Origin of the sequence: Sporolactobacillus sp. CQH2019, assembly GCF_028765345.1 — a bacterium.
In the GTDB taxonomy this organism is placed as follows: domain Bacteria; phylum Bacillota; class Bacilli; order Bacillales; family Sporolactobacillaceae; genus Sporolactobacillus.
In genome coordinates, this window is the sequence record NZ_JARAJZ010000003.1 from 1 (window position 1) to 20,788 (window position 20,788).

Consider the following 20,788-nt stretch of genomic DNA (forward strand, 5'->3'; position numbering starts at 1 on the left):
GCTGAAGGGGTGCGCCGGGGCGGCTATGTGGTCTCGGAAGCGGCCGGCGGCCGACCGGAAGGGATTCTGATCGCGACCGGGTCGGAGGTGGCGCTGGCCGCCGAAGCGCAGGCGCTTCTGGAGCGGGCCGGCCATCCGGTGCGGGTGGTCAGCCTGCCGTCGTGGGATCTGTTCCGGCAGCAGCCGCAGGCGTACCGGGACCGGGTGCTGCCGCCGGACGTCCGGGCGCGGGTCGGCATCGAGATGGCGTCGCCGCTCGGCTGGCGCGAGTTTGTCGGGACGGCCGGGGCGCTGGTGACGATCGGCCGCTTCGGCGCGTCGGCGCCGGGCAGCCGTGTGACGGCGGAGTACGGCTTCACGCCGGAACATGTCGCGGAAACGATGAAAAGCCTTCTTTAAAAAATGATAAGATAAAACGGAATATTTGGCTGGAGCCGGAGAGTAAGAGCACGGCTTCTTCATTCAGACAGAAAAATCCGTCCGGGAAACACAACGATGTTTTCCGGGCGGATTTTATTTGAAACAGCAGCTGCCGGGTTCAGAAGCCGTGACAATCGGTCTAATCGGATAACGGAAGATGACTGTTGCTGATCATGCTGACGATCCTGACGAGACGGTTATCTGATGCTGCGGTCCGGCAGAAAAGAAAAATGTTTCTGTTTATCCCTTTTCCTGAGCGACACACGAGATCTCAATGCTTGCCTGTTTCGGCAGAGCACCGATCTGAACGGCGGACCGTGCAGGCAGCACGCCTTCGGAAAAATAGCGGGCATAGACTTCATTAACGGCCGCGAAATCTCCGATGTCGGCGAGATAGACCGTGGCACTGACAACGTCCGGGAAACCGAGTCCCGCTTCATTCAGGATTGCGCGGATGTTCTGAAAAACCCGATCCGCCTGCTCTTCAATGGCACCCTCGACAATCTTTCCTGTTTCGGGATCAAGCGGGATCTGTCCGGAAACGAACAGAAAGCCGCCCGTGCTGACAGCCTGAGAATAAGGACCGACTGCTTTTGGCGCCCGGCCGGTGGCTATTTGCTTTTTCATCATTGCACCCCCAAAAGATGAAAATCGGACTTCAAAATAATCCGTCCGTCACGCTTGGTTTTATGAATAATCTTATTCTAACACATTGTGCAGCGGCCGGGGCCAAACTATTTCCGTTTCTCTTATTTCCACAGGGCCGGGCATCAAGGCCGAACTGCCCCGTATTTCTGAAGCTTTCCGATCCGTCTCACCATTCAGGACTCTGCCTTGCTACTTATTGGATGTAGGAGGTGATAGAGAATGGCGACCAGTACAATCACGGAATCGGCCATGGTCCTGACATTCGACAACGGACTGAACGAAAAAGGCGAACCGGCTTATGTAACCAAATCATTCAGAAACATCAAGCCGAACGCCTCGTACGATGCGCTGCTTGCGATCGCGCAAAAGCTCGGACCGTTGCAGCAGCACGCGCTGATCTCGGTCGAACGCAACGATACGGCCAAGATTACGGCCTGACCCGGTAATCGGATCGAAAATTTTTAAGAATAGGAGGCAGCCTAATGAAAAGACTGAATCTGGTTTTTCTCAACCAGCAGGGCAGGAATGTGACACTGACGCTTAATGATCCGGTTGAACCGGCCGATCCTGCAGCCATCAAAGCCGCCATGGCTGAGATCCTTGCACAGAATATTTTCATATCGGCAAGCGGTGAGCTGACTCAGGCGAAATCGGCACGAATCTCGGAAAGTATTACAACGCCTATCCCGATTGCCTGATCGAACGGGCAGAAAATCGGACATTATCCAAAGCCGGAGAGAAAAGCAAAAGTCTCTTCGGCTTTTTCTGAAACTGAAAGCAGGCAAGGAGCTGTTCGCGACTTTTTCCTGAAAGGAGGGCTGTCGGATGGACATGTGGTTCGCTATGATTAAAGATGTCGGTTTTCCTGCCGTTGTAACCTTTTATCTGCTGTACCGGATCGAAGGCAAGCTGGATGAACTGATTCAATCGGTCAGGACCCTGCCGCTCGTGCAGACTGCCGGCCAACCGGAAGAAAGCGATCTTCAGAAAATGAAAATTCAGGGATAAAGAACACTTGCCGGCTGACAAGCCTTTAGGCGAAGCCAGAGGCCTAGTTTCACTTAGGATAAAGAAAAAAGCGTCCGGTCGGACGCTTTTTTAGCGGCAGAAGCGATCACGGGCACCGTGATTTTTTGAAGAAGGCCGCCTAAAAAAGCATGGCCGTTTTTTTAAGGATCGGCCAACTTCCGATCAATAGATTAAGTTTTGTCAGATGATCCGTGACAAAGTTATGATTAGTAAGTGTTGTGAACGCCGGGAGGGCGCCACTATAATGAAGACAGGGAGGAGGAATCAGGCAAGGATAGATAGAAAGATGAAAGCGCTGTTATCCGGGCGCCTGGCAACATTCCGGATCTGTATCCGATTTTACGGAGGGGAAAGGCAAGGGTCCCCTCCTTTACAGACAGCTTAAAATAATGCGGACCTGGATCGGAAAGAATAACGATGCAAACTTAGATCCGGAGAGAACGACGATTGGTCAACGTTCATACAAACGAAGGAGGTTGAATGTTATGCCGGAAGGCAACGGTATAAAAACAGGCGTTCAGAAATTCGGCAATTTTCTCAGCTCAATGATTCTGCCGAATATCGGCGCATTTCTTGCTTTTGGTATTGTTACAGCATTATTTATTCCGACGGGGTGGCTGCCCAATAAAGCACTGGCTGAACTGGTCAATCCTTTTGTCAATTATTTGCTTCCGTTATTAATCGGCTATACAGGAGGCAAGATTGTCAACGGCCATCGCGGAGGGGTTGTCGGCGCAATCGCAACGACGGGCATTATCGTCGGCACCGACGTTCCAATGTTCCTCGGTGCCATGATTATGGGACCGCTCGGCGGTTATCTGATTAAGAAATTCGATCAACTGGTTAAGGGAAAAATTAAAACGGGCTTTGAAATGCTCGTCGATAATTTCTCGGCAGGAATCTTAGGGGCTATTCTGGCAATTATCGGGTTCGTTGCGTTCGGTCCCATTGTCGATGTAGCGAGCAACGCTCTTGCCGGCGGCGTCGGCTGGCTGATTAATATGGGACTGCTCCCGCTGGCGAGCCTCTTCATTGAACCCGGCAAAGTCCTGTTCCTGAACAACGCGATTAATCACGGCGTTTTGACGCCGATCGGGCTGCAGCAGGTCAAAACGGCCGGCCATTCCGTATTGTTTTTGCTCGAAGCGAATCCCGGCCCCGGCATGGGCGTCCTGATGGCGTATTGGTTCTTCGGGAAAGGGAATGCCAAAGAAACGGCACCCGGCGCAGCCATTATCCATTTCTTCGGCGGTATTCATGAAATCTATTTCCCATATGTTCTGATGAAACCGCAGCTGATTATCGCAACGATTCTCGGCGGCATGAGCGGCGTCTTCACATTGGTGACGCTGCACGGCGGGCTGGTCGGACCGGCATCTCCGGGCAGCATCATCGCGGTCCTGATGGTTACGCCGAAATCTCTGCCGATTTTTCTGGCCAACATAGCCGATGTTCTGGTAGCCTTTGCTGTATCTTTCCTGATTTCTTCCTTTATACTGAAACTGGATAAAGGCGAAGCCGGCGATCTCAGCGAAGCAACCAGGAAGATGGAGAGTCTGAAAGGCAAAAAGAGCCGTGTATCAGGGATGCTGGCAAATGGTCAAACGATTGATCCGAATAAAATTGAAAAAATCGTTTTCGCTTGCGATGCCGGCATGGGCTCAAGTGCCATGGGTGCCTCTCTGCTGAGAAAAAAGGTGAAAGCCGCCGGGCTCAATATTGATGTAACGAATGCTTCGGTCAGTTCCATACCGGGAGATGCTCAGATCGTCATCACGCAGTCCGGACTGACGGATCGTGCCAAAGAAACCGCACCCGACGCATATCATGTGTCGGTAGACAATTTTCTGAGCAGTCCTGAATATGACGAACTGATTGATCGGCTGAAGAAAAGGACACAGAAGGAAGACATAAAGCAGGAAACAACTTCTGAAAATATATTGGCTGATGAAAATGTACTGAAAAAAGAAAACATCTTTTTGAACAAATCTTTTTCCAGCAAAGAGGAAGTCATCCGCTTTGCGGGGCAGGCACTGGTTGACGGCGGTTATGTCAATCCGTCCTATGTTCAGGGAATGCTTGAACGTGATCGGGAAATGTCCACTTATATGGGAAATGAAATTGCCATTCCCCACGGCACTGAAAAAGTGAAGAAAGAAGTGCTTTCTTCAGGAGTCATTATCGTTCAGGTCCCGGACGGCGTTGATTTTGACGGGAACAAGGTTCGTCTTGTTTTCGGAATAGCCGGGAAAAACAACGGCCATCTGAACATTCTCTCTAAAATTGCCGTTGCCTGTGCCGATATTGCCAGCGTCCGGAAAATGGCCGGGGCTAAGACGGCAGATGAACTGATAGCGGTCATTAATGATACAATCATGCAAAATGGCTGACTTTCGATGCATCAAAAAAGTGTGAGAGTAAAGGAAAAAGAAATGGGTTGGTCCGATGTTTATTACCAACAGAGAAAAAACGATTTTGGAACTGTTGATTAAAACGGGCGGAAGACACACATCATTATCTATTGCGACCTATCTTCAGGTCAGCGTTCGTACGATTCACCGCGACCTGAAAAAATTAGAAAGCAGTCTGGCGCATTTTGGCCTGAAACTGCAGGTAAGAGAGAACGGCAGTCTGTACATTGACGGATCCGACGAAGCCATTTTTAAACTTGTTCAGACGCTCTCGAAGGTTCAGCCGCTGGATCTTTCGGTTAAAGAACGGAAACTCCTGCTGCTGCTGAATCTGCTCGGGGCCCGCGGCCCGATGAAAACCGGACCGCTCGCCAAGGATCTGGGTGTGTCCGTCACAACGCTCCACGCTTATCTGGATGAACTTGCGGACTGGATCGGAGATTTTGATCTGGAAATCAGCAGGAAGCGTGGCGTCGGCGTTCAATTGGAAGGCTCCGAAAGTGCAAAAAGGAAAGCACTCGGCAGCTTCTTCCTGTTCTACTTTAATGAAGAATTGATTGAAGCGATCTTTCAGCTTTCCGGGACGGACCGGGAATCGGATAAACTGATTTTACATTACTTCAAAGCGGATTATCTGGTCGAAATCGAACGTGCGATTAAAGAGGATATCGGGAAAATGTATGCCGAGCTGGCGGACAGTGATTATGTGGGGTTCATGATTCAGGTGTGCATTACTTTGCAAAGGTTTGAATCGGGCTTTTTCCTGACAAAGGATGACGCTGAGCATGAACGGTCCGATGAGAGGGAAGCGCTGCCCCTGATAGAAAAAATCAGCCGTGTCTTTGCCGAGCGCTTGTCGATCACGCTTTCCGAACCGGAAAAAACTTTTCTTACGGTTATTCTGAAAGGCTCGCATCTGCAGGATGCGGAATCCGTCTATTACGACAGCGTGATCACGGGCAAAGCCGTAAAAAAACTGATTCAGCATGTTTCTCGGCAGCTAAACATAGATCTGACAGGCGATTTCTCGCTTTTCCAAGGATTGATGGCTCATCTTGAACCGTCGCTGTTCAGAATAAGAAAGAATCTCGGTTCGTTCAATCCGCTGACCGAGCAGGTCAGAAAGCAATACCCCGCGCTGTTCTCTGTGACCGGCAGCTGCCTCGAAGAAGTTTTTAAACACATTGCCTTTCCGGATGATGAGGTTGCCTACGTGGTCCTTCATTTCGGATCGGCGCTGGAACAAAGAAAGCAGATCATGGAAGTCCGGACGCTGGTCGTTTGCCCGACCGGCATCGGCGCGTCGAAAATGCTGGCTACACGCCTGGAAAAGGAGATGCCCGAACTTCTATCGGTGACGATTGCTTCGATCAAGAAAATGGGGCAGATGGATCTAAAGAATTTTGATCTGATTCTCTCAACCGTGCATCTGCCGAGGCAGGAAATTCCCTGCATCTTTGTTAATCCGCTGCTGAGTAAAGAAAACATTGCCGAGATTCATGAGGCAATCGGACAATCGACAAAAAAAAAGATTAGACCCGTCTATTTATCACAGAATAAAAAGGGGACTGCGTTTTCGCCGCAGAAAAAGCCGTCTTCTCTTTATGACCTGATCGATCAGATTGACGCGGCGGAACAGGCGATCAGAAAAATTTTAAAAAATTTTTCGGTGATGCGCATTCTGAATGCGGACAGCATGGAAACTGTCATAAAGCCGGCGGTGGATCAAATTTTTCGCAGCCATCTGATTCGTGACGCAGAGGCCGTGTATCAAAAATTACTGGCCCGGGAGAAAATGGCGGGGCTCGGCATTCCGGGCACCAATATGGCTCTGTTCCATTGCCGGGATCAGTCGATTCAAACGCTGTCCTTTCAAATCGCCCATTCGGACCGCCCCGTTACATTAAAAGGGATGGACGGCCGAAACGTCAATGTCAGCAATTTTCTGCTGCTTCTCGTTCCGGAACATTTGACGCTGGTCCAGCAGGAAGTGGTCAGCACGATCAGCTCATCATTGGCCGAAGACAGAGAAAGCACGCTGATTTTTGCCTCAGCCAATGAGAGGGTTATCCGTACAAAAATGGAAGAGACATTCTATCAATTTCTGCTCAATAAATTTACAAAGGACTGATGATTTTATGGACCGTGTTGTGCATTTTGGTGCCGGAAATATCGGAAGAGGGTTCATTGGAGCGCTCTTTGCTCAATCGGGCTATCATGTCACCTTCGTCGATATTGCCGAACCGATCATCGATGCATTGAATGAAAAGGGGACCTATAAGGTCAGAACGGCTGAGGAAAATCAGGAGACCTTCGATATCCGCAATGTCTCCGGTATTAATAATAAGACCGATCCGGAAAAGGTTGTCGCAGCGATCGGGCAGGCAGTCTATATTACGACGGCGATCGGCCCTAAAGTTCTGCCTTTCATCGCTCCGCTGATCGCACGCGGGCTCACGGAACGGCTGAAAACGTCAGATGAGAAGGTCTATATCATTGCATGCGAAAATCAGATCAATGCAACCGATCTTTTGAAGAAAGAAGTCCTGAAGGCTCTGGATATCGGGACTCTGGATAAGCTTGAAGGGCGGGTGTATTTTCTCAATTCCGCAGTTGACCGCATTGTTCCGATTCAGCATAATGAGGAACTGCTCGATGTCCTGGTCGAATCTTATCACGAGTGGATTGTCGAAACGGCGGAGAAAGTGCCTCCGGTAAAGGGGATGCAAATCGTTTCCGATCTTGCGCCTTATATCGAAAGAAAACTGTTTACCGTAAACACCGGACATGCGGTCACCGCCTATTTGGGCTATCTGGCCGGGAAGAAGAAGATTCATGAGGCGCTGCTCGATCCGACCATTTACGGGCAGGTCAAGGCAACCATCGAAGAAACCGGCGCCTATCTGATCAAACGTTATCGGTTTGAACCTGCAGTGCACGAAAAGTATATCGAAAAAATCCTTCAGCGCTTTCAGAACCCTAAACTCAATGATGATGTGACTCGTGTCGGGCGTTCGCCGATACGAAAACTCGGACCTGAAGACCGACTGGTTAAACCGGCAAGAGAGGCTGAGAAACTCGGGCTTTCTTTTGAACATCTTGCGGGAGCGATTGCCGCCTGTCTGCGATTCGATGCGGAGACGGACAGCGAAGCGGTTGAACTTCAGAAAGAGCTGAAAGAGCATGGCGTGCTCTGGGTTCTGCACGAAATCAGCCATCTGGATGAAACGGATGCCGTAACGAAAGCAGTTGTTCGCCTCTATCAGCAAAATCAATGAACAAATTCAGAATATCCGTATAAAAAGAGGCTGCCTCAAGGGCCAGTCTGCAATGAAAAATGAGTGCGCCGGGAAATCCTGTCGCACTTTTTTTATATACATACGCGGCGAAACGGGCTCGAACGCCCATATCAGGTCCGTCTTAAATGCGTGAAGCCATCTGGAAATTAGAAAGGACAAGTCCTTGGGCGGTCATCTTTGGACACGCAGTTGCTATATGTCCACCCTTGGAAATATGTTCAAAAATATCGTTGAAAAGTGTATCGAAGGGCAATATCTTAAAGAGGCGGGGGCTTACATCCACGGCTTGAAATCTGCGGCATTGCCTGTTTTCCGGCAGATTATTGCGGGAATTCGTAAAAGTTCTCGCGGGAGCGACTGATCTGCGGCGGCTCCGCGAAGAGCTTCGCCGTGATATGATGGTATAATCAGGGAAACGCCGCAGGCATTCAGGAAAGGCACTTTCGAATCGGCGGAAAACGGATCAGATTGAGCCTTCCGGTTTACGGAGCCATAGCGGCTACTAAGTGACCAGAGAGGGTGGAGCCTGATGCGGACTGTAAAAGTGAAAAACATAGAGATCGGTGCCGGAGTTCCAAAGATTGCCGTTCCGATCATCGGCCGGGATCTGCCGGATCTCCGGCGGGAAATCGCCATACTAAAAAGAGTGCCTGCGGATCTGGTTGAGTGGCGTGCCGATTTTCTCGATGCTGCGGGTGAAGAGAGCGAAGTAATGGACACGGCGTCGGCGATCCGTCGGCTGCTGCCGGATCTTCCGATTCTGTTTACGTTTCGTACAGCGAAAGAAGGAGGAAATCGGCAGGTTGGCTCCGACCGTTATGCTGCGTTGAATAAAAGGATGATCGGGAGCGGTCTGATTGATCTCGTCGATGTGGAGCTAAACAGCGGCGACACGGTGGTTCGTGAACTTGTCGAAACGGCTCACCGGTCCGGAGTAGCTGTGATTCTGTCCAATCACGAATTCCAGCGGACGCCGAGCGAAGAGACAATGATCCGCCGGCTCTGCGCGATGCAGGAAAGGGGTGCCGATATTTCGAAGATTGCCGTTATGCCGCAGACAAGCGCCGATGTTTTAAAACTTTTAAAAGTCACGAATCTGATGAAAACGACATTTGCCGATCGGCCGTTCATTACTGTTTCCATGTCGGGGAAGGGTGCCATCAGCCGGCTGACAGGGGAACTGTTCGGTTCGGCACTGACTTTCGGGTCCGCGGAGACAGCGTCCGCTCCGGGACAAATCGGTGCCGGGAAGCTGGCAGAATGGCTGGCGTTTGTCCATGACCAGCTGACGGAATAAAAGCTCAATCGGTTGGATCCTGAAAATGAGCCGCCTGTTGCCGGAACTATTTAAAGAGGAGAGCCGAGGCGCTCACTCGCTCAGCTTTCTTCTTATAAGCTGCCGTTCTGTGAAGTCGGCACGGCAAAACCGCGCTGGTTGGCCGGGAGAGCTGGATAGGCTGAAAACATTGGATTAATTGCCGCATCTAATTTCTATCGGCCACTATGCTATAGGCAATCAGCCCCCCGCTGCTATGTTATAATTGTTGAAAAAGAAATCATGATGCCGGGAGAATAGGATGCAGCCAGACCTAATACCGAATGTGCCGCCACAAAGAGTTCATCGATTATATTTCTCCATAACAGCTAAGTTCTGGATCAGCCATCTCTTATCTATATGCTGGGTCACTTTCTCTATTTATATCTCACTGCCATGGTTGGAAGATCTTTCACAGATTATCACATTTCCCGGTGCGCTCTTCGTCATTACCGGAATTGCGTATGTCCCGGGGTATATGAATGCGTTCCTGATTGCAAGTCTCCTGTTTGACCGCCAGCCGGCATTCAAAAATATTCATCCGGCCGATCCCGTGACTTTGCTGATTGCGGCGCATAACGAAGAAGACACGATATTGAATACGCTACGTTATGTAAGCAGACAGGACTATGACGGGGAAATGACCATCATTGTGATTAACAATAACTCCTCTGACCGTACTGATGACGAAGTATTACGTGCGGAGAAAGAACTGGGAATAAATGTATTTGTTCTTCACGAAAAGATACCGGGGAAATTTAATGCTTTGAATCATGGCCTTGTCCACGTGACGACGCCGCTTGTGATTACGCTGGACGCGGACACCCTGCTCCACCGTTCTGCCGTACGCTTCCTTGTTGCCCGCCTGGAAAGCAGCCCGCCCGAGGTTTGTGCTGTTGCAGGGTCCATGTTGGTCCGGAACAGTCGGGAAACAATTTGGACACGAATCCAAGAATGGGATTATTTTCTTGGCATAGCCTCAATCAAGCGTCTGCAGGGCCTCTATCAAGGAACGCTAGTTGCCCAGGGGGCTTTCAGTTTATACAGAACGGAATGTATCAGAGAGATTGGCGGCTGGCCCGATGCAATCGGTGAAGATATTGTTTTAACGTGGCGTTTGCTGCGGAAAAAATGGAAAGTGTACTTTGAACCGCTTGCAGTTGCATTCACCGATGCTCCGACAAAACTGAAAGAGTTTGTGACACAACGGGCAAGGTGGGCTAGGGGAATGATTGAAGGCCCTGAGGGAGATAAAACCCTGGCATCAACCGCAACTCTATACAAAATATTTGACGGGGATTAATTTGATCATGCCATATCTTGATTTTACGTACACTTTTTGCTGGATCCCTGGTCTGATTCTGGCCTGCTTCGGCTATTTCTGGATTGTCGGCCCATTAACCATTCTGGTCCTGCCCCTCACTCTGATCAGTTTTGGCCTTCTTTATTTCTATCAAAAATACGCTGTCTTTCGGAAACTTCATCTTTCTATCAGAAAAAATTTTCTCGGCTTTATTCTGTTTATCTTAATCTATCAACTTATTATGTCCCCCGTCTCTGTCTGGGGCTATCTTCAGGAATTTTTTGGATCCAAAAGGGTTTGGTGAAAGAGCCGCGTTCTTCCGGATCAATTTTACATTAAGTACCATTGTCTTATGGATGAATTTCTTACCGGAAAGCACTGACTTACCAACAATATGACGGTTTTGGGCCAGGCTAGCAGAAGACAGATCAGCATCCCCTGCGCGGCACGTCTGAGATCGTTTGTTTTAAACAGGCTGGCGCCGCTCAGCAACCTGGATCACGCCGAATGAGATGTGAACGGCCTCTGCAATAAACGATGTTTTTCAGAACGGCCGAATCCTGCCTGCACCCGGCTAAGGGTTGCCGGACCTGAAGCTACGATACATCAACGACACCATAACCGTATTCCTTCGCGATCCGATGTGTGACTGTCAGGAAAGAAATTTCGGGTACACCTGCTGCAGAGCCACTGATTGCAGATACTCTTCTGGCGATCTCTGATCTGCCGGGCAGCCTGGTCATGAGAATTTTCTATCCCAGCGGTCATCCCGCTGATTCGTTTTCATTCATTTTTCTGGACATCGCTCTTTATAAAATAAATAATAAAGAAAACGAATGAATGGGGTGGTGGGTGGACGTGCATTATCAAAATCTGGGCAACACCGGTCTGAAAATCTCAAATTTGGCTCTCGGAACGATGGCATTCGGCCGCTGGATTGACGAACAGGAGTCGGATAAAATCATCGATCTGGCACTGGACAGCGGAATTAATCTAATCGACACGGCTAATTTTTACGGGAAGGGGCAGGATGAACCGTTCCGATACGGCACCGGCGCTTCTGAAGAAATCATCGGAAGGGCGCTTAAAGGAAGACGGAACAAAGTTGTCCTTGCCACCAAAGTCGGACTGCCGATGGGGCGGGGCGTTAACGAGCAGGGACTGTCGAAGAAACATATTCTGCAGGCTGTCGACGACTCTCTGCGAAGACTTCAAACCGATTATCTCGATTTATACCAGGTGCATCTTTTTGATCAGCAGACGCCGTTGGAAGAAACGATGGAGGCTCTGACCAGTCTCGTCAGGCAGGGCAAAGTCAGATACATCGGCTGTTCCAATTTTGCCGCCTGGCAGATTGAAAAGTCGAAGAGGATTGCCGAATCCGGCGGCCTGTCATCATTTATTTCTTCTCAATCGCAGTATAATCTGCTCTCCCGAGAGATCGAACAGGAACTCATACCTTACTGTCTCTCGGAAAATGTCGGTTTGCTGGTCTACAGTCCCCTGGCAAGAGGCATGCTGACCGGGAAATATAGCCGTGACAGCAGCTATCCGCAGGGGAGCCGGGCCGCCCAGGGCGAGAAATTGATCTTTCAATACTTTAACGATCGCAGCTTCGAACGGGTAGAGAAGTATAAACGTATTGCAGAAAAATATAATCGAAAACTGGTTCAGTTTGCCTTCGCCTGGATTCTGAATCAGCCGGCCGTCACCTCGGCCATTCTCGGCGCGAGCAAACCGGATCATGTCACCGACGCCGTAGCCGTCAGCGACTGGAAGTGGGATGCCGATCTGCTGGAAGAGGTTAACCGTATCTGAGAAACAGTCTGTTTTCTATTTCAAACGAATAAATAATCCGTATTCAATAATGCCGGCATCAGGACCCTGTGCCGGCATTTTTACACAAAAAAGAACCGGAGAGCTTTTTTTTTTCAAATTTCTCTCCGGTTCTTGAGTTTTAAGAAGGCCTGTGAAACAGCTTCATTTTAATACACGGGGAGGTCACCGTATGAGAGCTTTTTCAAAGTCCAGTGCGAACTTTCATCACGAAGCCGGTAATCGTTACACTTTTTTCAAAAGCGACTCGTCCATTGCATAAGTATGCTTTTTTTCCGGGAACTTCTGAGATTTGACGTCCTGAATGTATTCACCCACAGCATCTGTAATGGTCGCATTCAAATGTGCATATTGTTTGACGAATTTGGGAGTGAACTCGGAATACGCGCCGAGAATATCATTGATGACCAGAATCTGCCCGTCACAATAACGGCCCGCGCCTATTCCGATAGTCGGTACACTGACCTTCTCGGTGATTATCCGGGCGAGCTCTTCAGGAACGGCTTCAAGGACAATGCTGAAGACTCCGGCCTCTTCTAAAGCGAGGGCATCCTCAATCAGGGCCCTGGCATTTGCCTCCTGTTTGCCCTGGACCTTGAAGCCGCCGAAAATATTGACAGACTGAGGAGTGAGGCCGATGTGTCCCATCACCGGAATCTGGGCGTTAACGATTGCCTTAACTGTCCCCGCCATATTTTTTCCGCCCTCGAGCTTGACGGCTCCCGCTTTTCCTTCCTGAATCAGCCGGCCTGCATTGCGGACTGCCTCCTCCGTGCTGACATGATAGGATAAAAAAGGCATGTCGCCGACCACTAAGGCATGCTTAACTCCCCGCGACACACATGCGCAATGGTAAACCATATGATCCATCGTCACTTCCAGCGTCGAGTCATGCCCCTGCATAACCATTCCGAGAGAATCTCCGACAAGAATGGCGTCTATTCCGCTTCCGTCGATGATCTGTGCCATCGAATAATCATAGGCTGTCAACATGGTAATCTTTTCTTCCTTCTGCTTCGCCTTAGAAAAAGATTGTGTGGTGAATTTACTGTTCATTATGACCGCTCCCTCTCAATAATTTCTGAAATATTTTTGCCTGCTTCTCGTTTAATCTCTGATTCTGAATCATTTGAACCGTACTGAGTGCGAGGCTTCTGTAAAATCGCTCCTCGTCCGGCAACTCTTTTGCGATCGCTTCCAGATGAACGGATAGGGTATTGTAATCTGCACGAACGATCGGACCGGTCAGTGCATTCACTGCCCCTTCGCCTTCAATATTTTTCAGAGTCGCGTCGATCAGCGGCCGGACAGCCTGAAAAAGGGTCTTTTCGTCCATTCCGGCAGCCTGCATCAATTTCATGCCGCAGTCAAGCAGCGTTACCAGATAATTGGAAATGACGCAGGCGCCCGCATGATAAAGCGCTTTCTTTTCAGCCGCTATCATGTTGTACACTCCGCCGGTTTTATTGAGTATGTTTTTGACGGCTTCCATGGCTTCCCCCATTCCTTCGATACTGAACCATGTCTCCTCAAGCCGCCTGGCGTTTTGTGCCGGGTCATCGCCGAAACTGAGCAATGGATGCATACTGCCCACAGAGCCGCCCGCCGCTTTGATTCCCGACAGGCAATCGGACGCCAGTGCTCCGCTGACATGAAGCCATATTTTATGAGCGCCTGTCGATTGATTATTCAATAAGGAGGCGGAAACCTGCCTGTCGATATCCTCGAGAGCATGGTCGGTTGTCGTGATCAGGAGCAGATCACAAGCTTTCGCGAGGCCGTCGATGGTTTTAAAGTCATTCGTGCCGGTAATTTGAGCCGCTTTTTGTGCGGACTGAGAAGTCCGGCTGTAATAACCGGCTAAAGTCAGATCGTGATTTTTGAAATATAAACCGAGCGCTTTTCCGACCTTGCCGGCACCGATAAATCCGATTTTCATACCGATCATCTCCGGACAGATAAATAGACAAGCCTGATTTTTGCGATCCATTTCACAAAATCAAAAACGATGAAAATAAAAATGCCTTTTCCATTTGCCCGCAGTCCCGACCATTCAGGACGTGCCTCCTTTTACAAACGAAAAAGACATCATTTCTCGGAAATGATTTATTAAGAGTCTTTGTCACAAAGGATCAAAGCAAATTGTATGGTGCGGCATTCCTGCCTCATTGTAAGTCTGCAGCAAGCATTTCCCGCCCGCCGTTCATGGTGCCGTCATGTGTACAGTTCATAAAGATACTGCCACAAATAGTGACGGCACGATTTTCTTAAATGACAAAATATTCAGGGCACCCTTTAAAACTGAGTATAGGCCATCCATATTTGGAATTCAAGAGCTAATTACAGGAAAAAATTTCTTGCTGATGAAATAAATAAATGATGGCAGGACCCGGATGATGACGTTGCCGATCCGGCTTGTCCGATCGCGCACACCGGCAGCATCTGTATTCCCGTTATACATTGCATCGTTTGCCGGCCGCTGCTTCGCCGTTCACACTTATCACAATGCAGATACAACGGACAAAAGGATATCTTCCTTTGTTTTCTTCGTCAATGGATGGTCCGCATTCTATTTTTCCCTGTGTCATTACGATTCTAAAGTGATTGTTTTCTTTCAAAACATCAACAGGTAAAATGCCGGCTCCGATTTTCTGGTATTATTCTTGAGCTGCCCAGTTTATTTTTCAAAGCACGTGCATAATGAGCCGCTATCGTTGCGTGACCGCACGAGGGCACTTCTCTTAATGGGGTAAAGAAGCGCAGATGCACGTCATAAGTGTCATTATTCGATGAGAATATAAACGCTGTTTCAGAATTATTCAGTTCACGGGCAATCCTTTGCATATCGTTTTCGGATAATCCATCGGCATTGGTTATGACGCCTGCCGGATTCCCTTTAAATTTCTCTTTTGTAAAAGAATCGATCTGATATAAATGGTATTTTTTCATGTTCTTCTCTACCGCTTATTTTGAAAGATTATGGCTTTTATGCTGTTGTTATATAGTCATTAAAGGTAGGCTGAACAAGAGTACAAGTACGCACTTCTTGATAAGTCACTAACCGATTGGAAAGAGAGATAAAGAATGAGCAAAGATTTTTCAGAGACTGATAAAAACAAAAGGCAGAGAGACTTTCAGTGCTCTATCGGATTTTCAATAACGGTAATTGGAAGCAAATGGAGAGCGATCATTCTATGGCACATATTGAAATCGCAGCCGATAAGATATGGACAGCTCAAAAAATCAATTCCCAATATCAGTCATAAAGTCTTATCTGAGGAACTGCATCATCTTAAAATGGATGGATTAATTGAGAGAATCGCTTACGCAACCATCCCGCCAAAAGTTGAATACATACCGACGCCAAGGGGTAAATCGTTGAAAAATATTCTTCGGGAATTATGCAATTGGGGGAAAGAATACTTTTAATAATGTCTATAAATTTTGGAATAATGTTTCATAGGGTTTCCTTATCGAACGCTCTGTTTGCAGCTGGCAGCCGGTGCGGACTTGTTTATGAGCCGCTCACATCTGAAGCTGAGGAAAAGGAGAGATAATACCGGATGCAAACGGAACACAATCAGAAAAAAGGGCGGCAGAAAAGAAGAATCATCAGCCGGTTAATTGGAAGGTGGCAGTATAAAAATCTGATGATTACAAAGGCAAGAAATGCAGTCATTGTCATTTTAATTTAAAGCGCCTGTTCTTGTGAAGATTATCGATTTTCGTATAGATTTACACCTGGCAAAAATCAAAAAATTCCACAGATCAAACCGATATGAAAGCTGATGGCGGCAATTAGAAATTTCTAGTCCATTGGGAAGATTGTCCTATCCCATTCTGATATTCCGGTTTTATATAATGAGTTATCCGAGGAACGACCGCTTCAATGGAATTATCTGACACGTTCCCGCCTCGCTGTTTATTGAAAGCATTTTCCAGAAGCTGTCGCGTACTATCTCTTTGCCGATCAAAGGTACGTGCTAAAATAAAATTTATCATTTTTACCTGAGCCTGATCCGTGTGCTTGTGTCCGGAATGAATGGCGGAATAATGATCCTCTTTAATGCAAATCATCAAGAGTGCAAAATCAATCTTTTCACGTTGCCCTATTAATTTTTCTTTTTGTCTCTGAATGATTCGCTGCCGTTCCATAATTAAATTTTTTTCGCTAAACGGGGTTTCAGCAGCTTCGACAGTTCATCATTTTGCGGAAATTCAATTAACAGCTCCATTTTTCTAATAAAGTAGCGATTCCGCTGATTAAATCATGTCCTTCTGCCTTGCTTAAAAGGCTTCCGATCATGCAGAAGCTCAGTGTGCACTTCTGAGCATAAGTTGAAACGGCAACCTGAAACTGGGGGACGCTCCGAAAACTTCCGGTCAGCAGGCAATGGAGAATGGTGTTGTCTTCAAAATGAAAGCGCTGGTCGAGAATGCCAAAATTAGTATACGAAACGGTTTGAACATGATAGTGTCTTGAAATCAGCCGGCGAAGGAAGAAAACCGGTAATTTGCGATAAAGGAATTGCAGCATCGGCGCGGCTTGCAGAAAAGCCTTCTGCTTTCTTAAATCGGCTATCTGATGATGAATTTTTCGGGCAATAACTGATACATCATCTTTCCGGTCAACTGAAATCAACAGGCTGTACTCACCTGTTAAATTTGCGATGCGCAGCGAACGGCCGGGAAGGAACTGTCTGAGATCTGTCGGACACGGCAGCGGTATTTCTCTTAAATTTGTCTTTTTCGATAATTGAATGATGTACGCAGCCATAATCACGTCATTAATTGTAAGATGATCTGTTTTTGCTTTCTGACGAATCTTTATAAACTGTTCTTCCGGTATGTCGACATAGTCAATAAACTTTTTTGAAACCTGTTCATCGGTAAAAGGAATTGTTAAGGCACGATCAGGCAGGCTCATCTTCGATTTATATTTCGAGCCATGACTCAGTAACGCATTAACCAGAGATTCGCTCGAACGCTCGTTATGAATACCGGCTGTTTCTTGCTGATTGTAACTGTCGGCCAATAAATAAAGAAATTCCTTGAAACCTGATCCATCGGTGAATATATGACTCATTACCATATAAACGATAGGTTCGGGGGCACTCTTTATAAAAATTTTAAGCTGTGCATCTTTAAGAAAATCAACGGGCTGTGATAATGGATCTTGACTTTCTTCAAGTTGAACAATCACCGTATGGGGTACTTTTGCAGCACGCCAACGATTTTTTACCGGCTGGTAATGGCAGAAAATTTCCGGCAGCTGTCTGCCCACGCGATCAACGGCCCATTGAAGGCGATCAACATTAATCGGCAATGACAACTGAATCAGGCAGGAAACAATGGGGTACATTTCCTCAAAAGCAACTGTATGAAGCAAATCCATGGGTTCGCCTTGATAATAATGTTCCTTAACCAACCAGCATTCCTCTTTTGTACTTAATTTTTTGGTTCGGCTGGCGCTCGCCATACAATAAGAGCCGGCTTTCCCCGTTATTGGCCGCTTTCAAATTATCCCTATGAATTTTTCCAAAATAGCCATTAACGGAACGACGGCTCTCTCATCGATACATCGTATTTTCCTATGCCGGGGCTCCGTCGCCGCAACTGATTCTCCGGCGGTCCCGGAGAGCTATTATTGATCGCCTTTTTAAACAGTCTGTGGCCGGTTTTACAAGATCAAAGAGAAGCGGCAGCCCCGCACAAAGGTTGTCTCTTTTAAAAGTATATCATGAAAGCATGGGTTATCTATTTATGGCACAGTATGCGAAGGAACCGGCTGTTCATAAATACGGCCTCTAAGCGATCAATATGTGCCTATGAAATGCCTGGTATGGAAGCTCTCGCTTATGCTCAATACTTTTGCAGCAATACTTATAAACCGCACAATGAAAAGATTGAGGCTCAGCATATTGAAGAACCCGGGGACATAGAGTCATGCCAATTGTTCCAAAGGTTCCTTCAAATGAACAATTGCAAGCCCGGGCGCCATTCCTCTGCGATGATGCTTTCAGCCAGCCTGCCGCCGGGGGCTATGAATTAGCCTCCGGCTTTTATGAATTGTGCTCCACAGAATTAAAAAGCGGGCAGCCCGCCGGAAGATTCACGATGACTGCCCACACCTGATGTGCCTAGTCGTTTAATTTTGTTTTAATCATTGCATTGTTTCATTGAAGTAGATTCAATGGCTTCATGACTGAGCGGTTCCGGCCTTCCTTACTTAGTGTGTCCTGATGTCTTTGCGGCGCACCAGCAATAGTACCGAAATACAGCCGATCAGGAGCATTCCGCCCGCAAGCCAGACGACGTCGGCTGTAGAAGAGAGGAATGCACCTTTGGCGGCAGTATGCAAAGACGGAAACAATGGACTATGAATGTAAGGATTAGTCTGTCCGGAACTCCCTTTTAATCCCAGACTGCCGGCCATGGGGCCTGCCTGCTGGATGCCGGAGATGATGCTGCGCCGAACGCTGCTCCCGAGTCCTGCCAGATGCAGTGCAGATATTTTAGCTGCGATCAAAGTATTATAACGCTGGTTCAGAAGCGCACCGAGCAGGGCGATGCCGAATGCTGTGCCCACCTGCCTGCATAGGTTATTGGCACCTGATGCCATGCCCGCCAGTCTTGGCTCTGCCGTTTCCATTGCAACGGCGGACATGGGGGGATTGACAATCCCGATTCCGATACCGGACAGGATCAGGCCCGGCAACAGAACGATCCATTGATTCGGTTCACTGGCGCCGCCGAGCCTGGTCATCAGAAGGACCCCTGCGCAGCAGAGGGACATTCCGATGAACATCATCCACTTCGCGCCGACTCTGTCGGTCAGGCGTCCGGCCAGCGGTGCGCCGACCAGAACGAGCAATGACAAGGGCAGAAGACGCAGCCCGGCCCCGAGAGCATCAAAACCGAGCAGGTTCTGCAGATACAGGCTCAAGTAGAAGAACAAGGCGTACATGCCGCTGCTGACCGTGAAGCCGGCAATGGCCGCTCCCGTAAAGCTTGGCACCTTGAACAAGCGCGGGTCAACCATCGGATGTTTTATTCGAGGTTCAATCAGTATGAATGCCAGCAGGGCCAGCCCCGAAATTACGAACAGTGTCAGGATGTAGCCGGATGTCCATCCTTTCGAACTGCCCTCCATCAATGCAAGGATCAGGCAAAACATGCTTGCTGTAATGGTCAATAAGCCGAAAATGTCGATTCGACGGGGAGCGGCTTCGTCTCTGGAATCATGAATGGCCCAGGCAGCGATGGCGATGCCGATAATACCGATCGGAATATTGATATCGAAGATCGACTGCCAGTTAATGTTCTGTACCAAGATGCCTCCGAGCAAAGGTCCGATCGCGGTGGCCAGTCCCGCAACGCCTCCCCAGATTCCAAAGGCTGTCCCGCGTTCGCGCCCGTGAAATGTGCTTGATATCAGCGCCAGGGAGAGCGGCATCATTGCCGAGCTGCCTAACCCCTGAATACCTCGGGCAATGTTTAACACCTCAGCGGGTGTGAGCGTTCCTATATGGATGTCACCGGCTACGGCGCATAGAAAGGAGCCGATTGTAAAAACGGCCACACCAAAGATGAATACTTTTTTTCTGCCGAAAATATCACCCAGCCTGCTGGAAGTTACCAGCAATGCAGCAAAAACCAGCGAGTAGGCATTCATGATCCATTCGAGATTGGAAATCGACTCATTCAGATCATGCTGAATACTGGGCAAAGCAACATTGACGATCGTTACGTCCAGTAATGACATGAACAGACCGAAACAAATTGCGCCGAGTGCCCACCAGCGCCTCCACTGATTTTGAACTTCATTGTTTGAACCCATATCACCTGCTAGCTCCTTCACTGTTTATTTATTTTTTTCAGCCTCGACAGATGCCAAACGCTTGTCAACCCACGTCAGTTTGGCCTGCATGACATTCATGTCGTAGTCTGAGACGGTCAGAATGTTGGGACGTTCACCTTCATCTATGTTCGGATTTTTCCTGATTCGTTCCGTTAATTCTTCAACGCCGCTCAGCAGCATTTCCAGGAAGATCTTGTACTGGAGCAGAATGTCCCGCTGCAGCTCTTTAGACACATATTGAAACTTGCTCAATTTCACACGAAACAAATCTTCTGTATCGTTGTTGTGTTCAAAAGGTTTCTGCATCAGCCGCTCAAATTCGCTGCTGCCTGACGGGGTAAGCTCATACACCTTTCGCGGCCTCCCTTGTCCCGTCCCCGTTTCGCCCGGAATTTGGCGGATGAATCCGTCGTCTTCCATGCGCCGTAAAACGGGGTATAATGTGCCCCAGCTAATCGGACGCAGCGGTCCCAGCACCGCTGAAATGTTGCTGTGTAACAGATACCCGTGCATCGGTTTTTGTTTCAGTTCGCCCAGTATGAACAATTCATACAATCCGGATCGCCTCCCAAAACGTAAAATCAGATCTAACGAACTGATATAACTAAATATATATCGCAACGTTATAAAAAGCAAATATAAAATTTTATTCGAATGATTTTGCGA

General features: G+C 48.3%; 18 protein-coding genes and 3 pseudogenes. 13 read left to right on the forward strand and 8 right to left on the reverse strand.

Annotated features, from left to right (window positions below; genetic code table 11):
* On the forward strand, positions 1-399 hold a 399-nt coding region (locus OYT88_RS04990; RefSeq protein ID WP_274398324.1), incomplete at its 5' end, for a transketolase-like TK C-terminal-containing protein.
* Positions 400-660: 261 nt separating this feature from the next.
* Here the strand turns inward: OYT88_RS04990 and OYT88_RS04995 are convergent.
* Positions 661-1,050 (reverse strand): RidA family protein, encoded by a 390-nt coding sequence (locus tag OYT88_RS04995; protein WP_274398325.1) that lies wholly within the window; start codon positions 1,048-1,050, stop codon positions 661-663.
* A 237-nt stretch (positions 1,051-1,287) separates the two neighbouring features.
* Here OYT88_RS04995 and OYT88_RS05000 point away from each other — a divergent pair, with 237 nt between their 5' ends.
* The 10 genes and pseudogenes from OYT88_RS05000 (at position 1,288) to OYT88_RS05045 (ending at position 12,243) form a co-directional block, all read left to right on the forward strand.
* Positions 1,288-1,506: a DUF1659 domain-containing protein gene (locus OYT88_RS05000; RefSeq protein WP_274398327.1), complete on the forward strand. Its 219-nt coding sequence runs from the start codon at positions 1,288-1,290 to the stop codon at positions 1,504-1,506.
* A 44-nt stretch (positions 1,507-1,550) separates the two neighbouring features.
* The gene (locus OYT88_RS05005; RefSeq protein ID WP_274398329.1) at positions 1,551-1,766 is read left to right on the forward strand and encodes a DUF2922 domain-containing protein; all 216 of its coding nucleotides are present in this window, start codon (positions 1,551-1,553) and stop codon (positions 1,764-1,766) included.
* Between the two features lie 127 nt (positions 1,767-1,893).
* Positions 1,894-2,013, forward strand: a pseudogene (locus OYT88_RS05010) (YvrJ family protein); the annotation flags it as partial.
* A gap of 569 nt (positions 2,014-2,582) precedes the next feature.
* On the forward strand, positions 2,583-4,487 hold the full coding sequence (locus tag OYT88_RS05015; protein ID WP_274398331.1) for a PTS mannitol transporter subunit IICBA: 1,905 nt from the start codon (positions 2,583-2,585) through the stop codon (positions 4,485-4,487).
* A 55-nt stretch (positions 4,488-4,542) separates the two neighbouring features.
* Positions 4,543-6,639: a BglG family transcription antiterminator gene (locus tag OYT88_RS05020; protein ID WP_274398332.1), complete on the forward strand. Its 2,097-nt coding sequence runs from the start codon at positions 4,543-4,545 to the stop codon at positions 6,637-6,639.
* A gap of 7 nt (positions 6,640-6,646) precedes the next feature.
* A complete protein-coding gene (locus tag OYT88_RS05025; protein WP_274398334.1) occupies positions 6,647-7,786 on the forward strand; it encodes a mannitol-1-phosphate 5-dehydrogenase in 1,140 nt (379 codons plus the stop codon).
* Between the two features lie 157 nt (positions 7,787-7,943).
* Positions 7,944-8,069: pseudogene (locus OYT88_RS05030) on the forward strand (IS200/IS605 family transposase); the annotation flags it as partial.
* 264 nt (positions 8,070-8,333) lie between these two features.
* The gene (gene aroD / locus OYT88_RS05035) at positions 8,334-9,104 is read left to right on the forward strand and encodes a type I 3-dehydroquinate dehydratase (RefSeq protein ID WP_274398748.1); all 771 of its coding nucleotides are present in this window, start codon (positions 8,334-8,336) and stop codon (positions 9,102-9,104) included.
* Positions 9,105-9,384: 280 nt separating this feature from the next.
* A pseudogene (locus tag OYT88_RS05040) lies at positions 9,385-10,729 on the forward strand (glycosyltransferase family 2 protein).
* 554 nt (positions 10,730-11,283) lie between these two features.
* On the forward strand, positions 11,284-12,243 hold the full coding sequence (locus OYT88_RS05045) for an aldo/keto reductase (RefSeq protein WP_274398335.1): 960 nt from the start codon (positions 11,284-11,286) through the stop codon (positions 12,241-12,243).
* Positions 12,244-12,486: 243 nt separating this feature from the next.
* Here OYT88_RS05045 and panB read toward each other — a convergent pair whose 3' ends face one another.
* The 3 genes from panB to OYT88_RS05060 all read right to left on the reverse strand — a co-directional run bounded on the left by panB (position 12,487) and on the right by OYT88_RS05060 (position 15,210).
* Entirely contained in the window at positions 12,487-13,317 is an 831-nt protein-coding gene (gene panB / locus OYT88_RS05050; protein WP_274398336.1) for a 3-methyl-2-oxobutanoate hydroxymethyltransferase, read from the reverse strand.
* Positions 13,307-14,200 carry a Rossmann-like and DUF2520 domain-containing protein gene (locus tag OYT88_RS05055; RefSeq protein WP_274398338.1) on the reverse strand — a complete coding sequence of 298 codons (894 nt, stop codon included), beginning with the start codon at positions 14,198-14,200 and terminating at the stop codon, positions 13,307-13,309. The genes panB and OYT88_RS05055 overlap by 11 nt, the downstream gene beginning before the upstream one ends.
* A 683-nt stretch (positions 14,201-14,883) precedes the next feature.
* Positions 14,884-15,210, reverse strand: a complete 327-nt coding sequence (locus tag OYT88_RS05060; protein WP_274398339.1) for a PhzF family phenazine biosynthesis isomerase — start codon at positions 15,208-15,210, stop codon at positions 14,884-14,886.
* A gap of 135 nt (positions 15,211-15,345) precedes the next feature.
* Between OYT88_RS05060 and OYT88_RS05065 the strand changes: the two genes are divergently transcribed.
* Both OYT88_RS05065 and OYT88_RS05070 read left to right on the forward strand, forming a co-directional pair.
* Positions 15,346-15,690 (forward strand): winged helix-turn-helix transcriptional regulator, encoded by a 345-nt coding sequence (locus OYT88_RS05065; protein WP_274398340.1) that lies wholly within the window; start codon positions 15,346-15,348, stop codon positions 15,688-15,690.
* A gap of 134 nt (positions 15,691-15,824) precedes the next feature.
* Positions 15,825-15,956, forward strand: a complete 132-nt coding sequence (locus OYT88_RS05070) for a hypothetical protein (protein ID WP_274398342.1) — start codon at positions 15,825-15,827, stop codon at positions 15,954-15,956.
* A gap of 103 nt (positions 15,957-16,059) precedes the next feature.
* Here OYT88_RS05070 and OYT88_RS05075 read toward each other — a convergent pair whose 3' ends face one another.
* The 4 genes from OYT88_RS05075 to OYT88_RS05090 form a co-directional block, all read right to left on the reverse strand.
* On the reverse strand, positions 16,060-16,416 hold the full coding sequence (locus OYT88_RS05075) for a hypothetical protein (RefSeq protein ID WP_274398343.1): 357 nt from the start codon (positions 16,414-16,416) through the stop codon (positions 16,060-16,062).
* Positions 16,417-16,483: 67 nt separating this feature from the next.
* Positions 16,484-17,689 (reverse strand): hypothetical protein, encoded by a 1,206-nt coding sequence (locus tag OYT88_RS05080; RefSeq protein WP_274398344.1) that lies wholly within the window; start codon positions 17,687-17,689, stop codon positions 16,484-16,486.
* 801 nt (positions 17,690-18,490) lie between these two features.
* Positions 18,491-20,101 carry an MFS transporter gene (locus OYT88_RS05085; protein WP_274398346.1) on the reverse strand — a complete coding sequence of 537 codons (1,611 nt, stop codon included), beginning with the start codon at positions 20,099-20,101 and terminating at the stop codon, positions 18,491-18,493.
* Positions 20,102-20,125: 24 nt separating this feature from the next.
* Positions 20,126-20,677 carry a PadR family transcriptional regulator gene (locus OYT88_RS05090; RefSeq protein WP_274398347.1) on the reverse strand — a complete coding sequence of 184 codons (552 nt, stop codon included), beginning with the start codon at positions 20,675-20,677 and terminating at the stop codon, positions 20,126-20,128.
* Positions 20,678-20,788: the final 111 nt, after the last annotated feature.